At 64.8% G+C, this 16,417-nt stretch carries 17 protein-coding genes and 1 other RNA gene; 16 read left to right on the top strand and 2 right to left on the bottom strand.

Annotation, left to right across the window (positions count from 1 at the left end; genetic code table 11):
- The first annotated feature begins 58 nt into the window (after positions 1-58).
- The 9 genes from RBA41_RS10070 to RBA41_RS10030 all read left to right on the top strand — a co-directional run bounded on the left by RBA41_RS10070 (position 59) and on the right by RBA41_RS10030 (position 7,247).
- The gene (locus RBA41_RS10070) at positions 59-1,357 is read left to right on the top strand and encodes an NAD(P)/FAD-dependent oxidoreductase (protein ID WP_306623819.1); all 1,299 of its coding nucleotides are present in this window, start codon (positions 59-61) and stop codon (positions 1,355-1,357) included.
- Complete coding sequence (locus RBA41_RS10065; RefSeq protein WP_306623494.1) at positions 1,344-2,150, top strand: DUF1365 domain-containing protein; 807 nt, start codon at positions 1,344-1,346, stop codon at positions 2,148-2,150. The genes RBA41_RS10070 and RBA41_RS10065 overlap by 14 nt, the downstream gene beginning before the upstream one ends.
- Complete coding sequence (locus tag RBA41_RS10060; RefSeq protein WP_306623493.1) at positions 2,147-3,379, top strand: SAM-dependent methyltransferase; 1,233 nt, start codon at positions 2,147-2,149, stop codon at positions 3,377-3,379. Before RBA41_RS10065 ends, RBA41_RS10060 begins: the two co-directional genes overlap by 4 nt.
- Position 3,380: 1 nt before the next feature.
- Positions 3,381-3,917, top strand: a complete 537-nt coding sequence (locus RBA41_RS10055; protein WP_306623492.1) for a chalcone isomerase family protein — start codon at positions 3,381-3,383, stop codon at positions 3,915-3,917.
- Positions 3,914-5,149 carry an MFS transporter gene (locus RBA41_RS10050; RefSeq protein WP_306623491.1) on the top strand — a complete coding sequence of 412 codons (1,236 nt, stop codon included), beginning with the start codon at positions 3,914-3,916 and terminating at the stop codon, positions 5,147-5,149. Before RBA41_RS10055 ends, RBA41_RS10050 begins: the two co-directional genes overlap by 4 nt.
- Positions 5,150-5,167: 18 nt before the next feature.
- On the top strand, positions 5,168-5,722 hold the full coding sequence (locus RBA41_RS10045) for a DUF3833 domain-containing protein (RefSeq protein WP_306623490.1): 555 nt from the start codon (positions 5,168-5,170) through the stop codon (positions 5,720-5,722).
- Positions 5,719-6,486: an SDR family NAD(P)-dependent oxidoreductase gene (locus tag RBA41_RS10040; RefSeq protein ID WP_306623489.1), complete on the top strand. Its 768-nt coding sequence runs from the start codon at positions 5,719-5,721 to the stop codon at positions 6,484-6,486. Before RBA41_RS10045 ends, RBA41_RS10040 begins: the two co-directional genes overlap by 4 nt.
- Positions 6,483-6,917: a nuclear transport factor 2 family protein gene (locus RBA41_RS10035; protein WP_306623488.1), complete on the top strand. Its 435-nt coding sequence runs from the start codon at positions 6,483-6,485 to the stop codon at positions 6,915-6,917. Before RBA41_RS10040 ends, RBA41_RS10035 begins: the two co-directional genes overlap by 4 nt.
- 102 nt (positions 6,918-7,019) lie before the next feature.
- Entirely contained in the window at positions 7,020-7,247 is a 228-nt protein-coding gene (locus RBA41_RS10030) for a hypothetical protein (RefSeq protein WP_306623487.1), read from the top strand.
- A 107-nt stretch (positions 7,248-7,354) separates the two neighbouring features.
- Here RBA41_RS10030 and RBA41_RS10025 read toward each other — a convergent pair whose 3' ends face one another.
- On the bottom strand, positions 7,355-9,058 hold the full coding sequence (locus RBA41_RS10025; RefSeq protein ID WP_306623486.1) for a thiamine pyrophosphate-binding protein: 1,704 nt from the start codon (positions 9,056-9,058) through the stop codon (positions 7,355-7,357).
- Between the two features lie 191 nt (positions 9,059-9,249).
- Here RBA41_RS10025 and RBA41_RS10020 point away from each other — a divergent pair, with 191 nt between their 5' ends.
- Together RBA41_RS10020 and RBA41_RS33585 are read left to right on the top strand one after the other, a co-directional pair.
- Positions 9,250-9,414 (top strand): CNNM domain-containing protein, encoded by a 165-nt coding sequence (locus RBA41_RS10020; RefSeq protein WP_306623485.1) that lies wholly within the window; start codon positions 9,250-9,252, stop codon positions 9,412-9,414.
- A complete protein-coding gene (locus tag RBA41_RS33585) occupies positions 9,407-10,453 on the top strand; it encodes a CNNM domain-containing protein (protein WP_445352069.1) in 1,047 nt (348 codons plus the stop codon). Before RBA41_RS10020 ends, RBA41_RS33585 begins: the two co-directional genes overlap by 8 nt.
- Here the strand turns inward: RBA41_RS33585 and RBA41_RS10005 are convergent.
- On the bottom strand, positions 10,446-11,870 hold the full coding sequence (locus RBA41_RS10005; RefSeq protein ID WP_306623484.1) for a pectate lyase family protein: 1,425 nt from the start codon (positions 11,868-11,870) through the stop codon (positions 10,446-10,448). The genes RBA41_RS33585 and RBA41_RS10005 overlap by 8 nt on opposite strands.
- A gap of 167 nt (positions 11,871-12,037) precedes the next feature.
- Between RBA41_RS10005 and rnpB the strand changes: the two genes are divergently transcribed.
- From rnpB to RBA41_RS09980, 5 genes are all read left to right on the top strand, one after another.
- An RNA gene (gene rnpB / locus RBA41_RS10000) (RNase P RNA component class A) lies at positions 12,038-12,390 on the top strand.
- A 569-nt stretch (positions 12,391-12,959) separates the two neighbouring features.
- Positions 12,960-13,388 (top strand): division/cell wall cluster transcriptional repressor MraZ, encoded by a 429-nt coding sequence (mraZ, locus tag RBA41_RS09995; RefSeq protein WP_054266448.1) that lies wholly within the window; start codon positions 12,960-12,962, stop codon positions 13,386-13,388.
- Between the two features lie 12 nt (positions 13,389-13,400).
- Entirely contained in the window at positions 13,401-14,363 is a 963-nt protein-coding gene (gene rsmH / locus RBA41_RS09990) for a 16S rRNA (cytosine(1402)-N(4))-methyltransferase RsmH (RefSeq protein ID WP_306623817.1), read from the top strand.
- Positions 14,360-14,632, top strand: coding sequence for a cell division protein FtsL (ftsL, locus tag RBA41_RS09985; protein WP_306623483.1), 273 nt, complete (start codon positions 14,360-14,362; stop codon positions 14,630-14,632). Before rsmH ends, ftsL begins: the two co-directional genes overlap by 4 nt.
- Positions 14,629-16,413: a peptidoglycan D,D-transpeptidase FtsI family protein gene (locus RBA41_RS09980; protein WP_306623482.1), complete on the top strand. Its 1,785-nt coding sequence runs from the start codon at positions 14,629-14,631 to the stop codon at positions 16,411-16,413. The genes ftsL and RBA41_RS09980 overlap by 4 nt, the downstream gene beginning before the upstream one ends.
- Positions 16,414-16,417 lie beyond the last annotated feature (4 nt).

Genomic DNA, 16,417 nt, shown 5'->3' with positions numbered 1-16,417 from the left:
GGATTATCCGTCAGGTGGCAAGTTTGTCCTAGACAAAACAAAGAAAACGGGTGGAATGATGAAGATAGCGGTGATTGGGGCAGGGATTTCAGGTTTGTCGTGCGCATACCGGCTTGTCCAGGGCGGGGCGGACGTGACCCTGTACGAAGCGGGCGCTTACTTCGGTGGCCACAGCAACACGGTGGACGTGACCCTCGATGGCATCACGCATGGCGTGGACACCGGATTTTTGGTGTTCAACGAGCGCACCTACCCGAACCTGATTGCCCTGTTCGCCGAACTCGGCGTGGAAACGGCGCCCAGCGACATGTCGTTCTCGGTCAAGCTGCCGCTCGGGCCGGAGCGCGGCGCGCGCATGCTGGAATGGGCCGGCAGTAATCTCGACACCGTGTTCGCCCAGCGCGGCAACCTGCTGCGTCCGCGCTTCCTGGGCATGGTGCGCGATATTTTGCGCTTCAACCGCCACGCCACCAGCCTGGCCGTGGCCAAGCGCATGCCGGCCATGTCGCTGGGCGACTTCCTCGACCTGCATGGCTACAGCGCCCAGTTCCGCGCCTGGTACCTGCTGCCGATGGCGGCCTGCATCTGGTCGTGCCCCTCGGACCAGATGCTGGCCTTCCCGGTGGCGACCTTCATCCGCTTCTGCCACAACCATGGCTTGCTGCAGGTGAGCGACCGGCCCCAGTGGCGTACGGTGCGCGGCGGTTCGCGCAACTATGTCGACAAACTGCTGGCCGCCATTCCCCAGCGCCGCCTGGCGTCCCCGGTCACCGGCGTGACGCGCAACCCGGCCGGCGGCGCGCGCTCGGTGCGCGTCGATACCGCCATCGAAAGCGAACAGTTCGACCATGTCGTCATGGCTTGCCACAGCGACCAGTCGCTGGCGTTATTGAAAGACGCGCGCGAAGACGAGCGTTCGGTGCTGGCGGCGGTGCGCTACCAGCCCAACCGCGCCGTGCTGCATACGGACGCCAGCTGCCTGCCGCGCAGCCGCAAGGCCTGGTCGGCCTGGAATTACCAGAGCACGGCCTCGGTCACGCCGCAGGTGTGCGTGCACTACCTGCTCAACCAGCTGCAGCCGCTGCCGTTTACAACGCCGGTGATCGTCTCGCTCAATCCGATCGATGAGCCCAATCGTGCCCGCGTGCTGGCGTCGTTCGACTACGCGCACCCGGTGTTCGACGACGCCGCCGTGGCCGCGCAAGCGCGCCTGGCCGGCTTCCAGGGCCACCAGAACACCTGGTTCGCGGGCGCCTGGACCGGCTATGGCTTTCATGAAGATGGCCTCAAGTCCGGCCTTGCCGCCGCCGCCGCGCTCACCCGCATGATGCAGGGCGCGCAGCATGCGGCGGCCTGACCCCGCCGTCGATGCGCGCGCGCAGCTGTGCTTCGGCCAGGTGCGCCACACGCGCCTGCGCCCGGTGGCCAATGCGTTCGCCTACGCCACCTATTACGTGCGCCTGCCGCTGCGCGCGATGGGTGCGCAGGGCTTCGGTTGCGCGCTGTTTTCGCGCAACCGCTTCAATCTGCTGTCATTTTCCGACGCCGACCATGGCGACGGCAAGGCCCCGCTGGTCGACTGGATCGACGCGCTGCTGCACAAGGAAGGCATTCTCGACGCCGATGGCGAGGTGTGGCTGCAAACCATGCCGCGGGTGCTCGGCTTCGTCTTCAATCCGGTCTCGTTCTGGTTTTGCCACCGGCGCGACGGCGCCCTGCGCGCGCTGGTGTGCGACGTGCGCAATACCTTCGGCGAGCGCCACTTTTATCTGCTCGACACCGGGGCCGACATCGCCAACGGCCAGGAGCTCCATGCGCGCAAGGTGTTCCACGTGTCGCCGTTCTGCCAGGTGCAGGGCGGCTACCGCTTCCGCTTCACGCACGTGCGGCGCTTGAAGGATGGCCAGCCGCAGGACAGCACCCTGGCCTGCATCGATTACGACGACGCCGACGGCGCGCTGCTGCAAACGAGCGTGTCGGGCAGCGCCACGCCGATCACCTCGGGCAGCGCCGCGCGCGCCTTCTTCGGCTTTCCGCTGATGACGGCCGGCGTGGTGGCGCGCATTCATATTCAGGCGCTGCGCCTCTGGCTGCGGCGCGTCCCGTTCTTTTCCAAACCGACTCCACCTCAACATAAGGTAACCCGATGAGCTCCCAATCCCTGCCATCGCTTGCACCGGCCGCTTCCGGCCTGCGCGTCGCCACGCCCGCGCCATCGTCCGCCAAGCTCATTCTCAAGCTGCTCGGGAACCTGAAACACGGCGCGCTGACCCTGATCACGCCGGACGGCGCGCAGCGTCACTTCGGCGACGAGTCGGTGCCGGTCATCCTGGAACTGAACAACTGGAACTGCTTTAGCGCCGCCATGCGCTCGGGCGACATCGGCTTTGCGGAAGCCTATATCGACGGCGACTGGAACACCAACAACCTGACCGGCCTGATCGCCCTGCTGGCGCGCAACCGCGCCGCCATCGAAACGCTGGTCTACGGCAGCTGGTGGGGCAGCCTGGCCTACCGCATCAAGCACCTCCTGAACCGCAACAGCAAGGCCGGCAGCCGCAAGAACATCCACGCCCACTACGACATCGGCAATGAGTTCTATAAACTGTGGCTCGATCCGTCGATGACGTATTCGAGCGCCCTGTACACCGAAGCCAGTGGACGCGACCTGGAACAGGCGCAGAAGGCCAAGTACCGCGGCATCCTGCACCAGCTGGAGGTCTCGCCCGGCCAGAAGGTGCTGGAAATCGGCTGCGGCTGGGGCGGATTCGCCGAACTGGCGGCGCGCGACGGCGAGGTGCATGTGACCGGACTGACCCTGTCCGAGCAGCAGCTGGCCTACGCCAGGAACCGCCTGCAACAAGCCGGCCTGTGTGAGAAGACCGACCTGCGCCTGTGCGACTACCGCGACAGCGCCGGCCAGTACGACGCCATCGCCTCGATCGAGATGTTCGAGGCGGTGGGCGAGAGCTACTGGCCCAGCTACTTCGAGTGCATCGCGCGCAACCTCAAATCGGGCGGGCGCGCCTGCATCCAGACCATCGTGATCGCCGACGAACTGTTCGAGCGCTATCGCAAGGGCACGGACTTCATCCAGCAGTTCATTTTCCCGGGCGGGATGCTGCCGTCGCCGTCGGCCTTCGAGCGCATGGCGTTTGAGCACGGCCTCACGGTGACGCACCAGCACCGCTTCGGCATCGATTACGCCGACACCCTGGTCGAATGGCGCAAGGCGTTCCACGCGCGCCTGGACGAGGTGCGCGCGCAGGGCTTCGACGAGCGCTTCATCCGCACCTGGGAGTTTTACCTGTGCTACTGCGAGGCCGCATTCCGCGAAAAGAACACCGACGTCATGCACTTCACCCTGACGAAAGCCTGAGATGCGGCGCCGCCAGGTTCTGTTATCCGCGTGTGCGCTGCTGTCGATGCCGGCCTTCGGCGCCGCCGCCGCGCCGGCCCACATCGAAGAAAACCTGCCGCAGGCGCGCCTGGCGGGCAAGGGTACCTACACCTGGTTCGGGCTGGCGATCTATGAAGCCGAACTGTGGGTGGGCGATAAAGGCTACCGCGCCGACCTGCCGTTCGTGCTGGACCTGCGCTATGCGCGCAAGCTCGATGGCGTCAAGATCGCCGAGGCCAGCGCCGACCAGATGGAAAAAACCGGCGCCGGCACGGCGGCCCAGCGCGCGCAGTGGCTGGCCAGGATGAAGACCATTTTCCCCGATGTGAAAGAAGGCACCCATATCAGCGGCGTGTTCGTGCCCGGTGGGGGCGCGCGTTTTTACCTCGATGGCAAGGCGCTGGCGTCGGTGCCCGACCCGGCGTTCGCGCGCGCCTTTTTCGGCATCTGGCTCGACCCGGCCACCAGCGCACGCTCGCTGCGGGCCGCGCTGCTCAAAGACGCTGGCGCGCGATGAGCCGGCTGTCGCTGCCGATGCTGCTGTCGTACGGCCTGTTCGGCCTGCCGCTGGCGATGGTCGCGCTGCCGATCTATGTTTACCTGCCCCAGTTCTATGCCGGACGCGCCGGGCTGTCGCTGGCGCTGATCGGCGCCGTGCTGCTGACCGCGCGCGTGGCCGCCGCCTTCATCGACCCGCTGCTCGGCTGGTGGATCGAGCGCGGGCAGGGCGCCTACGCGCGCTTTGTGGCGTTGTCGCTGCCGGTGCTGCTGGCCGGCTTCGTGGCGCTGTTCCACCCGCCGCCGCTGGGCAGCCTGGCGACCATGGCCTGGTTTCTCGGCGCCCTGATGCTGGTCTACGTCGGTTTCAGCATCGCCACCATTGCGCACCAGAGCTGGGGCGCGGCGCTGACCCAGGCCCCGCTCGAGCGCGCGCGCGTAAGCGGCGTGCGCGAAGCCTGCGGCCTGGTGGGCGTGGTGCTGGCGGCGGCGGTGACGGGCAAGGCCGGCTACGACGCCCTGAGCGTGGCCTTCGCCGTCGCCCTGGCCGCGGGCGGCGCGCTGCTGCTGGGCCGGGCGGCGCGGCCGGCCATCGGCAAGGCATGCGCCGCGCGGCCCGACTGGCGCGCCATGACGGCGCCGTTTCGGGAAGCGCCGTTTCGCGCCCTGTTCGCGGTCCTGATCGTCAACGGGATCGCATCCGCGATTCCGGCCACGCTGTTCCTGTTCTTTGCGGCCGACCGGCTGCAGCTGGGCGCCATGTCCGGCCTGTTCCTGATTGTGTATTTCGGCGCGGCGGCGGCCTCCATGCCGCTGTGGATCGGCGCCGCCGCCCGTTTCGGCGAGGCGCGCGCCTGGGCCGCCGGCATGCTGCTGGCGGCCGCCGTTTTCGTCTGGGCGTTCGGGCTGGGCGCGGGCGCGAGCATCGCCTTCGGCGTGATCTGCCTGTTGTCCGGACTGGCGCTGGGCGCCGACCTCGCGCTGCCGCCGGCGCTGCTGGCCGGCGTGATCGGCGCGGCCGGGCATGCCGGCGGGCGCGAAGCGGCCTACTTCGGCGTATGGAACTGGGGCGTGCAGATGACGCTGGCGCTGGCCGCCGGCATCGCCCTGCCGCTGCTGGCGTGGCTCGGCTACGTGCCCGGCGCCGGCGGCGGCACCACCGCGCTGGCGGCGGCCTACGCGCTGCTGCCGTGCGCACTCAAATTGCTGGCCGCCGCCATGTTGTGGCGCGCGCCCCTGCGCCACTGTTAACTTATAAAGGATTGAACGATGACACTCTCAAAAATCTTCGCCGCCGGCGCCCTGGTGCTGGCCATCGCCGGCTGCAGCACGCCCACCCCCGAAACGTACGCGAAGCAGTCGCCGAGCCTCGACATCACCCAGTATTTCAACGGCACGCTGGACGCGCACGGCATGTTCCAGGACCGCTCCGGTGAAGTCATCAAGCGCTTCGTGGTGGTGATGCGCTGCCAGTGGAATGGCGACACGGGCGTGCTCGATGAAGATTTCGTGTACTCCGATGGCACGCGCCAGAAGCGCGTCTGGACGCTGACCAAAACCGGGCCGGGAACCTTCACGGCCACCGCGGCGGACGTCGTCGGCACCGCGCGCGGCACGGTGTCGGGCAATGCGCTGCGCTGGCAGTACGTGCTGGCGCTGCCGGTCGACGGCAAGGTAATCAACATGGACATGGATGACTGGATGTTCCTGATCGACGACAAGGTCATGCTGAACCGCACCGCGATGAGCAAGTTCGGCGTGAACCTGGGCAGCGTGACCCTGTCGTTCAGCAAACGCCCCGCCACGGGCGTGGCGCCGCAATGAATCCGCGCGTCAAGGAGTGGCGCGGGCGGCGCGTGTGGATGATCGGCGCCTCGACCGGCATCGGCGAAGCGGCCGCGCACCTGCTGCTCGACCTGGGTGCGCGCGTGGCGTTTTCCGCGCGCAGCGCCGGCAAGCTGGAACAGACGGTGGCGGGCGAGCCGCACGCGCTGGCGCTGCCGCTGGACGTGACCGACCGTGCCAGCGTCGACGCGGCCTGCCAGCGCATCGTGGCCGCCTGGGGCGGCATCGACCTGGTGCTGATCGTGGCCGGCGGCTACAACGAAATGCGGGCCGATGCGATCGACCTGGCGGCGGCCAACCAGATGATCGACCTGAATCTGCGCGGCGCCTTCAATTGCCTCGACGTGGCGCTGCCGCTGCTGATCAAGCAGGGCGCGGGCGGGATCGGCATAGTGGCGTCGGTGGCCGGCTACGGCGGGCTGCCCAAGGCGCTGGTATACGGGCCGACCAAGGCGGCGCTGATCAACCTCACAGAGTCGCTGTACCTCGATTTGCGTGCGCGCGGGATCGCTGTGTACCAGATCAATCCGGGCTTCGTCGACACGCCCCTGACGGCGCAGAACGACTTCAAGATGCCGGCCCTGATGAGCGCCGCCGATGCCGCGTATGCGATGGTGGAGGGGATCGAGCGCGGGGCCTTCCACATCCACTTCCCCAGGCGCTTCACCAACAGCATGCGCCTGGCGCGGCTGCTGCCGTATCGTCTGTATTTCTGGCTGATTCACAAGGTGACCGGATTATGAACCGCGCGCCGGAACTGGCACGGCTGGTGCGCTTTTACGAGAATATCGAGCGCGCCTCGGTGCGCGCGCAGCTGACGCAGATTTACGCGCCCGATGCGCAGTTCAAGGACCCGTTCAACGAGGTATGCGGGATTGAGCCGATTATCGGCATTTTCGTGCACATGTTCGCACAGGTCGAGCAGCCGCGCTTCGTGGTAACGTCCACGATGCTGCAGGGTGACGAGGCCTTTCTGACATGGGAGTTTCTGTTCCGGATGAAGCGTTTTTCCAAAGCGCCGCAATGCATCCGCGGCGCTACCCGGATCCGCTTCGATGCGGGCGGGGCGGTCATGATGCATCGCGATTATTGGGATGCCGCCGAGGAGTTATATGAAAAGCTTCCATTGATAGGAAGTGTCATGCGCTGGCTCAAACGTGCTGCTAATAATTAGACTGTATGGACTGGCACACATATGCATCAATCCGGCTCAAGATTAGCTATGCTTTTATCGGAAAAGGGTATAAATTATTACAAAACGATGACAGGAGGCAGTGTGAAAAGCCCAGACAATTTCAGCTTGTTGATTTCGCCGGAGACGATCCATGTGGCGGGGTCGATGTGGATACGCAACGTCATCGGATTGGCGTTTATCGCCACGGTGGCTTGTTTCTTTACGGCGCCAGTGACCGAAGCGCCAAGCGCCTACGACCGGCCGCTGCCTATGCCAGCCGAGCTTGGTCTTGAACTGCTGCCGCAAGCGCAGCTGGTCAGTCCGCAGTAACTCGTTCTTTCCCGATTTTCAAGACGAAGCGCATGGCTTGTACGGCATGCGCTCCTTCTTGTGCCCGCCATCGATACCAGTGGTATCGGTAGCGGGATAAGCTTCGCTTACTTCGCGGCCTGTGCAGCTTCAGCCGTCTTCCTGATGGTTTCCAGCGTCGCATTCGGGGTAATCAAATTGCCGTCGTAGCGCAGTTCGATCACCGCCGGCAATGACTTGTCGCGTGTATGCGCCAGCGCGCGTGTCAGGGCCGGGCCGAACTCCGCTGTCGCGTTGACCACCTCGCCATGCGCGCCATAAGCCTTGGCCAGTTCCGCAAAGTCCGGGTTATGCAAGCTGGTGCCCGATACCCGGCCCGGATAATCGCGTTCCTGGTGCATGCGGATGGTGCCGAACATGCCATTATTAAAAACGATAATAATCACGCCGGCTTTGTATTGCACCGCCGTGGCCAATTCCTGGCCGTTCATCATGAATTCGCCATCGCCGGCGAAGGTCACCACAGTACGTGTCGGATCGACAATCTTTGCCGCTATTCCCGACGGAACGCTGTAACCCATCGCGCCATTCGTCGGCGCCAGCTGGGTACGCATGCCGCCATAGCGGTAAAAGCGGTGCGCCCACGATGCGTAATTACCGGCGCCATTGGTGATGATGGTATCGCGCGGCACTTGCGCCATCAGGTCCTGCACCACTTGCCACAGGTCGAGCGGGGCCTTGCCATCCTTGAAAATCGGCGGCTGTTCCTGGTAGGCGGCCAGCTCGGCTTTCGCCTCGGCCACGCTGCCGCGCCAGGCGGACGCATCGACCGGTTCCATCGCGGCCAGCATGGCGCAGGCTTGCGCGGCGCCGCTATTGATCATCAGCTCGGCCTGGTAGACGCTGCCCAGTTCCTCGGCATCGGCATGGAAATGCACCAGGCGCTGGGCCGGCACAGGCGAGGCCAGCAGGGTGTAGCCGCCGGTCGTCATTTCGCCCAGGCGCGGGCCGATGGCGATCACCAGGTCGGCGTTTTTCACGCGCGCGGCCAGTTTCGGATTGATGCCGATGCCGACGTCACCTATATAGTTGGGGTGGGCGTTGTCGAGCAGGTCCTGGAAACGGAAGGTGCAGCCGACCGGCAGGGCATTGGCTTCGGCGAAGCGCTGCAGGTCGGCGCAGGCCTGGGCGTTCCAGCTGGCGCCGCCGAGCAGCACGACCGGACGTTTTGCGCCGGCCAGCATCTCGCGCAGGGTGGCGATCTGCCCGCTCGACGGCGACGCCTGCACCGGCTGGTAGCGGCGCGTGTCGGCCACGCTGGCGCTGTCGATCAGCATGTCTTCCGGCAGGGCCAGCACCACCGGGCCCGGACGGCCGCTGGTGGCAACCTGGAAGGCGCGCGCGATGTATTCCGGGATGCGGTCGGCGCGGTCGATCTGGGTGACCCATTTGGCCATCTGGCCGTACATGCGGCGGTAGTCGATCTCCTGGAACGCTTCGCGGTCGATGAAGTCGTTGCCGACCTGGCCGATGAACAGGATCATCGGGGTCGAATCCTGGTAGGCCGTGTGCACGCCGATCGAGGCGTTGGTGGCGCCCGGGCCGCGCGTGACGAAGCAGATGCCGGGCTTGCCGGTCAGCTTGCCGTAGGCTTCGGCCATGAACGCGGCGCCGCCTTCCTGGCGGTTGATGATGAAGCGGATGTCGGAATCGTGCAGGGCGTCGAGCACGTCGAGGTAGCTTTCGCCGGGAACCCCGAAGGCGGTGTCGACGCCGTGAATGTTGAGCGCATCGACCAGAATCTGGCCGCCACTGCGGGAAGGGTGCGTCATGTCGTCTCTGCCTTGATGGTTGAGTATGCGCCATTCTATGCGAGCCGATTCTCGCAAGCTTTTGAAATTACGACATTAAATATCAGAATTACTATCCCGGGCGAAGGGCGCGCGACATTGGCCTGCCTCAAACCCCGGCGATATGGCAGGGCTAACTTGGGTGGATTCACCGTCCGCGCAAGCTAGCTTCCATGGAATTGCTGATCATCCTCGTCCTCATCCTGCTCAATGGCGTGTTCGCCATGTCCGAGCTGGCGCTGGTGTCGGCCAAACGCGCGCGGCTCGAGAAAATGGCCGGGGAGGGCCGCGGCGGCGCGCGCGCGGCGATGCGGCTGGCCGACGACCCCAGTGCCTGAGTTCGTGGCCGCCGTCATCGCGCCGCCCCTGCAGGCGCTGTCGCGGGCGATGGCGCCATTCGTGCGCCTGTTGTCGGCCTTGAGCGACCTGAGCATGCGCATGCTGGGCATGGGACGGGCGCCCGACAGCGCCCCGACCGCCGACGAGATCAGCGGCATGCTCAGGGAAAGCGCCGACGCCGGCGTGCTCGACAAGACCGAATCGGACATCGCCGAGCGCGCCCTGCGCCTGGACGACCAGCGCCTCGATGCGCTGATGACCCCGCGCGCCGACCTGCAGCTGATCGACCTCGATGGCGATCGCGGCGACAACCTGGCGCGCATCGCGGCCAGCCCGTTCAGCCGCTTTCCGGTGGTGCGGGGCGACCCGTCGAACGTGCTGGGGGGAGTCGATGCGGGCGAGCTGTTCGCCCAGGCGATCCGGCAGCGGGCGCTCGAAGCCATCGATATCGGCGCGGCCATGCATCGGGCGCTGCTGGTGCCGGCCACGGTCAGCGCGCGCGGCTTGCTGGAACAGTTGCGCCAGCAGCACGCCGAGCTGGCGCTGGTGGTCGACGAGCACGGCCAGCTCAAGGGCATGGTGACCCTGAACGACCTGATGGCGGCCCTGATCGGCGTGCTGCCCGGGAACGATGCGCGTGAACCGGATGCCGTGCGGCGCGACGATGGCAGCTGGCAGCTGGCTGCTCGATGGCGACCTGCCGTTGGCGCGCCTGCGCGAACTGCTCGGGATTGGCCTGGCGCTGCCCGGCGAAGCGAGCGGGGCCTACCAGACCCTGGCCGGGTTTGTGCTGGAGCAACTTGGGCATATGCCTGCGGCGTCCGACCGCTTTGTGTGGGAACGCTATCGTTTCGAGGTGGTGGATATGGACCGGCACCGGATCGACCGGGTGCTGGTGTCGGAGCTGGGGGAGGCCGGCGGCACTGCGCCGGCCCAGCCGCGCTAGCGCGCGACGCAAGCGTGCGACGCAAGCGTGTGACACTCCCATGCACAATGCCGCGGCCGGGGGCGGGCCGCGGCATTGCGGGGTTTACCTGACGCTGAGCTTGCCGGCTCCTGCATTCCGCAAGACCGATTCGCGCACTTTCGACGCATCGATCACGGCCGGGGTGTACGGCAGGGTCCAGCCGATCGCGTTGCTGAACTTGCAGCTTTCGCCGCCCATGCCCAGTGCCGCGCCGTTCAGCAGGGAACCGCTGTCGACGATGGCACCGGTTTTGCTGGACGAACCCGAAGCCTCGACCACATCGCCGCACTCCTTGGCACCGAGGACGTCGAAGGCGTTGTGCTGCGACACGATCTTGGCCTTGTAGCCCACGCCGATGCTGTAGTGGTGCGGGTACAGCTTGGCATCGCGGTCGCCCTGGAAGTAATTGTTGTAGATGTGTACCTTACCGAAACGCACGCGCGGCGAACGGCCGGTGATGTCCAGGTAATGATTGCCGTTGAAAGTCACCGTCAGGTGGCCATCGTCGGAGGTGGTGTCGTCGGACGAGCCGACCAGGGTGTTTTTCTCGTGCAGCTTGAACACATTGTTCGACACGGTCACGTAGTCGGCGCCGTTCTTGATGTCGAGCGAGCCATCGTGGCATTGCTTGAGTTTGCCATTCTCTTTCGGGAACTGGTCGTCGGTGCGCGGCGCATCGGTGAAGGTGTTGTGGTCGATCCAGACGTGGGTCGACTTGTCGACGTTCATGCCGTCGTAGCGCGAGTTCCAGTTGCCGGTACTGGTATCTTTCGGGTCCCATACCGGGGCGATGTCGCATGGGTTGGCGATGGTCAGGTTGCGCACGATGACGTTGTCCACGCCCTTGATCATGATGCGGCCGTTGACGATGCCCGCATTCGGGCCCACGCCGATCAGGGTACTGTTCGACGGCAGCGAAATCAGGCTGCGCACGCCCTGGTCGGCGACACTCTTGAACGGAGCGTCGGCGGCCATGTCGATGGTGCCGTAGACTTTGATCTGCACCGGTTTGCCGCCCTCGGTCTTGAGTGCGGCCAGCAGTTGCGATGGCGTGCTGACCAGGAAGACATCCTTCTGTGCCGCCGCCGCGCCGCCGCGGGTGCCGGTGCCGTGGCTGGCCCATCCGGTTGGCGGGGCTGCTTGCGTCACCGGATCGCTGCCGGCTGGCGGCGTGGTCGGTGGGGTCGTTGGCGGGGTGGTCGGCGGCGTGGTGCCGCCATCGAGCGGGCCTACTGCGCATTTCTTGTCGAGACCCGGATAAGGATCGCTGCCGAATGTGGCCACGGTGCAGGCAACTTTGCCGCTGAGCGATTTGACGACCCATTTGTTTTTGATGCCGAAGGACACCTTGCGCTTGCTGGCGCCGACATCACAGGTTCCGCCCTGGGCGGCGCATTTCGAGAAACCTTCCGGCCAGTCCGCGCCATGCGCGGTGGTGCTGGCGAAGAGAGTGGTGCTGATCAGTGCGACGAGGGGCAACAATTTCATTTAGTTTCCTTTTTATAAATTTTCGATATTGTAATTGTATGTATGTACGCTGGGTAACTCGGCTGCGATCACATTTTTGACAAGATTGATATTGAAATCGGTATCGGTGGCGCGGCGATGGCCGGAAACCTGGCCGCGATGGCCGCGGCGCGGTACAATGGAGGGGTGAAGCAGGCCAGACAGTCGCTGGCTGGCGCGTAATGCGTCGGCGGGAGGAAGGTCCGGACTCCATAGAGCAGGGTGACGGTTAATGGCCGTCCGCTGAAAGCCGACCGGCGCAAGCCGGGGAGTATAAGGCGAGGAATAGGGCCACAGAGACGAGCGTATTAAGTTACGGTGAAACGCGGTAACCTCCACCTGGAGCAATCCCAAATAGGCACGCGTTGAGGCGGCTCGCGGAGCGTGCGGGTAGGGAGCTTGAGCGCCGGAGTAATTCGGCGCCTAGAGGAATGGCTGTCATAGCGAATGCCTGCAAGGGTAGTCGCCGTAACAAAATCCGGCCTATCGGCCTGCTTCACATTGAATATCCGGCGCGCAATGCGCCAACGCAACCATGCCGCGCCCGTGCCAGGGCGTGCGCACGCCAGCCGCTGGCGGGCTGCAATCATTTCCCGCATATTCCGAATCCTTGCGCTACCCGAGGCGCGTTTTCGCACAGCCGCGCCCGCGCCGCGTCAAGCCGGCGCCGCGCGGGGCCGCGCTATAGCGCCCGCGCGGCCGGTCTACCACAGTCCGGCCCCCGCACAAGACAAATCACTCATTCGTTGCGTAAAAGTAAGCAGATGTAATTATTTTAAGCTTTGTTGTGTCTCGCAAACCCATGTGTATAGATGAGGTTGAACATTCACTGTCTTGTCTAAGTCTCTAATTTTTCGACATATTTTACTTTGAAGATCCTTCAAGGTAATGCGCTAAGTCCTTGACTTCATTAACAAAATTCCCATTTGGCACGATTGAAAGCGCTTGACCGTCCAGATGGCATCATCTAAAGTGGGCAACTGTGTGAAAAAGTGTAGTTTTGTGGGAGAAAAATGATGCTCCTGGCGCCAAAACACCGACTTCATAATAACTTTTCCAAGTAGGTAACTCGTGTTTCAAGGCGCGTCCGCAATCAATCTCGATGCGAAAGGCAGGATGTCCATCCCCGCCAAGCATCGCGACGCACTCGCAGTCCAGTGCGAAGGCCGCCTCACGCTCACCCGCCATCCGCACGGGTGCCTGCTGTTTTTTCCGCGTCCGGTGTGGGAATCGCACCGCGAGCAAATTGCCGCCTGGCCGATGTCGGCCCGCGCGTGGCAGCGTATTTTCCTCGGCAACGCATGCGATGTCGAGCTCGATTCCGCGGGCCGCATCCTCATTTCCCCCGAGCTGCGCAGCGCCGTCGGCCTGACCCGTGAAGTCATGCTGCTGGGCATGGGCAGCCATTTCGAGATCTGGGATGCCGCCAAGCTGGCCGAAGATGAGCAAGCCGCCGTCGCCGGTGGCATGCCCGATGTGTTGTCTAATTTTTCTTTCTAAGGCGCGCCGATGATGAATGTGGTGGCGGTGCCGGAATTTCAGCACCGGACGGTGTTGCTGGACGAAGCGGTCGATGCGCTCGATCTGACGGGTGCGCGTGCCGATGGCACTTATATAGACGGGACCTTCGGTCGCGGTGGACACAGTCGCCTGATCCTGTCGCGCCTGGGCCCGAAAGGGCGCCTGTTCGCCTTCGACAAGGATGTGCAGGCCATCGCCACGGCGGGCCAGATCATCGATGCGCGCTTCGAGATCGTGCACGACAGCTTCGCCACCATGCAGCAGGCGCTGGCCGCGCGCGGCGTGGACCAGGTCGACGGCATCCTGCTCGACCTGGGTATTTCCTCGCCGCAGGTGGACGACGCCGCGCGCGGTTTCAGCTTTCGCAACGACGGTCCGCTCGACATGCGCATGGACACCACGCGCGGCGTTTCCGCCGCCCAATGGCTGGCCAGCGAGACAGAACAACAATTGGAAAGGGTCATTCGCGATTATGGGGAAGAACGGTTTGCTTTTCAGATTGCAAAGGCGATTGTTGCTCGCCGGGCAGTCGAACCAATTTCAAGCACACGACAGCTTGCCGGCATCGTGGCAAACGCGGTCAAAACCCGGGAGAAGGGCAAGGATCCGGCAACCCGGACCTTTCAGGCTATCCGGATTTTCATCAATAAAGAGCTTGAAGACCTTGAAACAGGCCTGAGCGCCGCCTACGCCATGCTCGCGCCCGGCGCGCGCATGGCCGTGATCAGCTTCCACTCGCTGGAAGACCGCATGGTCAAGCAGTTCCTGGCCAGCAAGGTCAAGGTCGAGCAGCCCGACCGCCGCCTGCCGATCCGCGCGGTCGACCTGCCGCAGCCGCTGATGAAGCTGGTAACCAGGATGAAGCCGTCCGACCTGGAAATCGGCGGCAATCCGCGCGCCCGCTCGGCCGTGATGCGGGTGGCCGAACGCCTGCCCGCCCGGAGCGCGCCGTGAACGGCAAGATCAACATCGTGCTGGCCGCGCTGCTGGTCGGCTGCGCCCTGTCGCTGGTCAATGCCCAGTACCAGTCGCGCAACCTGTTCATCGAGCTGGGCAAGCTGGAACAGCAGGCGCGCCAGCTCGACATCGACTGGTCGCAGCTGCAGCTGGACCAGTCGACCCTGGGCACCAACGCGCGCATCGAACAGATCGCGCGCGACAAGCTCGACATGACGCCGCTGACCCCGGCGCGTACGCAGTACCTGACGGAAGGGGCGCAATGAAACGCGGTAGCAATGGTGCGGCAGGCGCGCGGGTAGCGGCCTCGAAAGGCGTATCGTTCTCGAAAAGCCCGGTCCTGGCGGTCAGCCTGCCGACCTGGCGTTCGCGCGTCGTGCTGTTCGTGCTGTTCGCGGCCTTTGTCACGCTGGCCGGCCGTGCCGTGTGGCTGCAAACCGTGACCGACGAGGTCCTGATCAGCTACGGCAAGCAGCGCTACGAGCGCACCATCGAACTGCCCGCCACGCGCGGGCGCATCCTCGACCGCAACGGCCAGGTGCTGGCATCTTCGGTGCCGGTCAAGGCGGTATGGGCCATCCCCGAAGACGTGCTGGCCTCGCCGCCGGAAAAACTGCGCGCCCTGGCCGCGCTGCTCAAGATGAGCGACGCCGAGCTGCGCAAAAAACTCGATTCCGACCGCACCTTCGTCTACCTCAAGCGCCAGGTGGAAATGCCGGTGATCGACCAGATCGCGAAACTGGACATCAAGGGCCTGGACACGCGCAAGGAATACAAGCGCTTCTACCCGCAGGGCGAAATCGCGACCCACCTGGTCGGGTTCACCAACGTCGAAGACGCCGGCCAGGAAAGCATGGAACTGGCCCAGCAAAAGACCCTGGTCGGCACCACCGGCAGCCGCCGCGTGATCAAGGACCGCCTCGGCCAGATCGTCGAAGACGTGGGCCTGTCGAAAGAGCCGCACGACGGCCGCGACCTGACCCTGTCGGTCGACAGCAAGCTGCAGTACATCGCCTTTACGCAGGTAAAGGAAGCCGTGGCCAAGTTCAAGGCCAAGGCCGGCGCCGCCGTGGTGCTGGACGTGAAAACCGGCGAAGTGCTGGCGCTGGCCAACTGGCCGACGTACGACCCGAACGACCGCAAGGGCCTGACCGGCGCGCAGCTGCGCAACCGCGTCATCACCGACACCTTCGAGCCGGGTTCGACCCTGAAACCGTTTACCGTGGCGCTGGCGCTCGACACCGGACGCGTCACGCCCAACACCCGCATCGATACCGGCGCCGGGCGCCTGGTGATCAACGGCGCGCCGATTTCCGACACCAAGCCGCACGGCGTGATCTCGGTCGCCGAAATCATCGAAATGTCGTCCAATATCGGCACCTCCAAGATTGCGCTGTCCATGCCGCCGCGCGAAATGTGGGAGATGTTTACCGAAGTCGGTTTCGGCCAGCAGCCCAGGTTCGGTTTTCCCGGCGCGGTGGCGGGGCGCGTGCGTCCGTACAAATCGTGGCGCCCGGTCGAACAGGCCACCATGAGCTACGGGAACGGCATCTCGGTCTCGCTGCTGCAGCTGGCGCGCGGCTACATGATGTTCGCACGCGATGGCGACACCATTCCGCTGTCGTTCCAGAAGGTGACCGAGCTGCCGGTGGGGCGCCAGATCATCAAGCCGAAAACCGCGCGCGACATGCGCGAAATGCTCGAACGCGCGGTCTCGGGCCAGCACGGTACCGCCAAGCAGGCGCAGATCGCCGGCTACCGCGTGGGCGGCAAGACCGGCACCGCCTACAAGGTCGAAAACGGCAAGTACGCCATGCCGCGCAAGTACATCGGCAGTTTCGTGGGCATGGTGCCGATGTCGAATCCGCGCTTCATCATCGCCGTCATGATCGACGAACCGACCGCGCTCGGCCACTTCGGCGGCATCGTGGCGGCGCCCACCTTCGCCGCGCTGGCCGCCAACGCGCTGCGCGCGCTTAACATTCCGCCCGACTCGGACGTGACCGAAATCGTCGCGCCGTACGATGGCTCCGGGGAGGTCATGTAATGGG

Source organism: Massilia scottii (assembly GCF_030846495.1).
Lineage (GTDB): Bacteria > Pseudomonadota > Gammaproteobacteria > Burkholderiales > Burkholderiaceae_D > Telluria_A > Telluria_A violaceinigra.
This window is presented reverse-complemented; position numbering and strand designations above follow the sequence as displayed.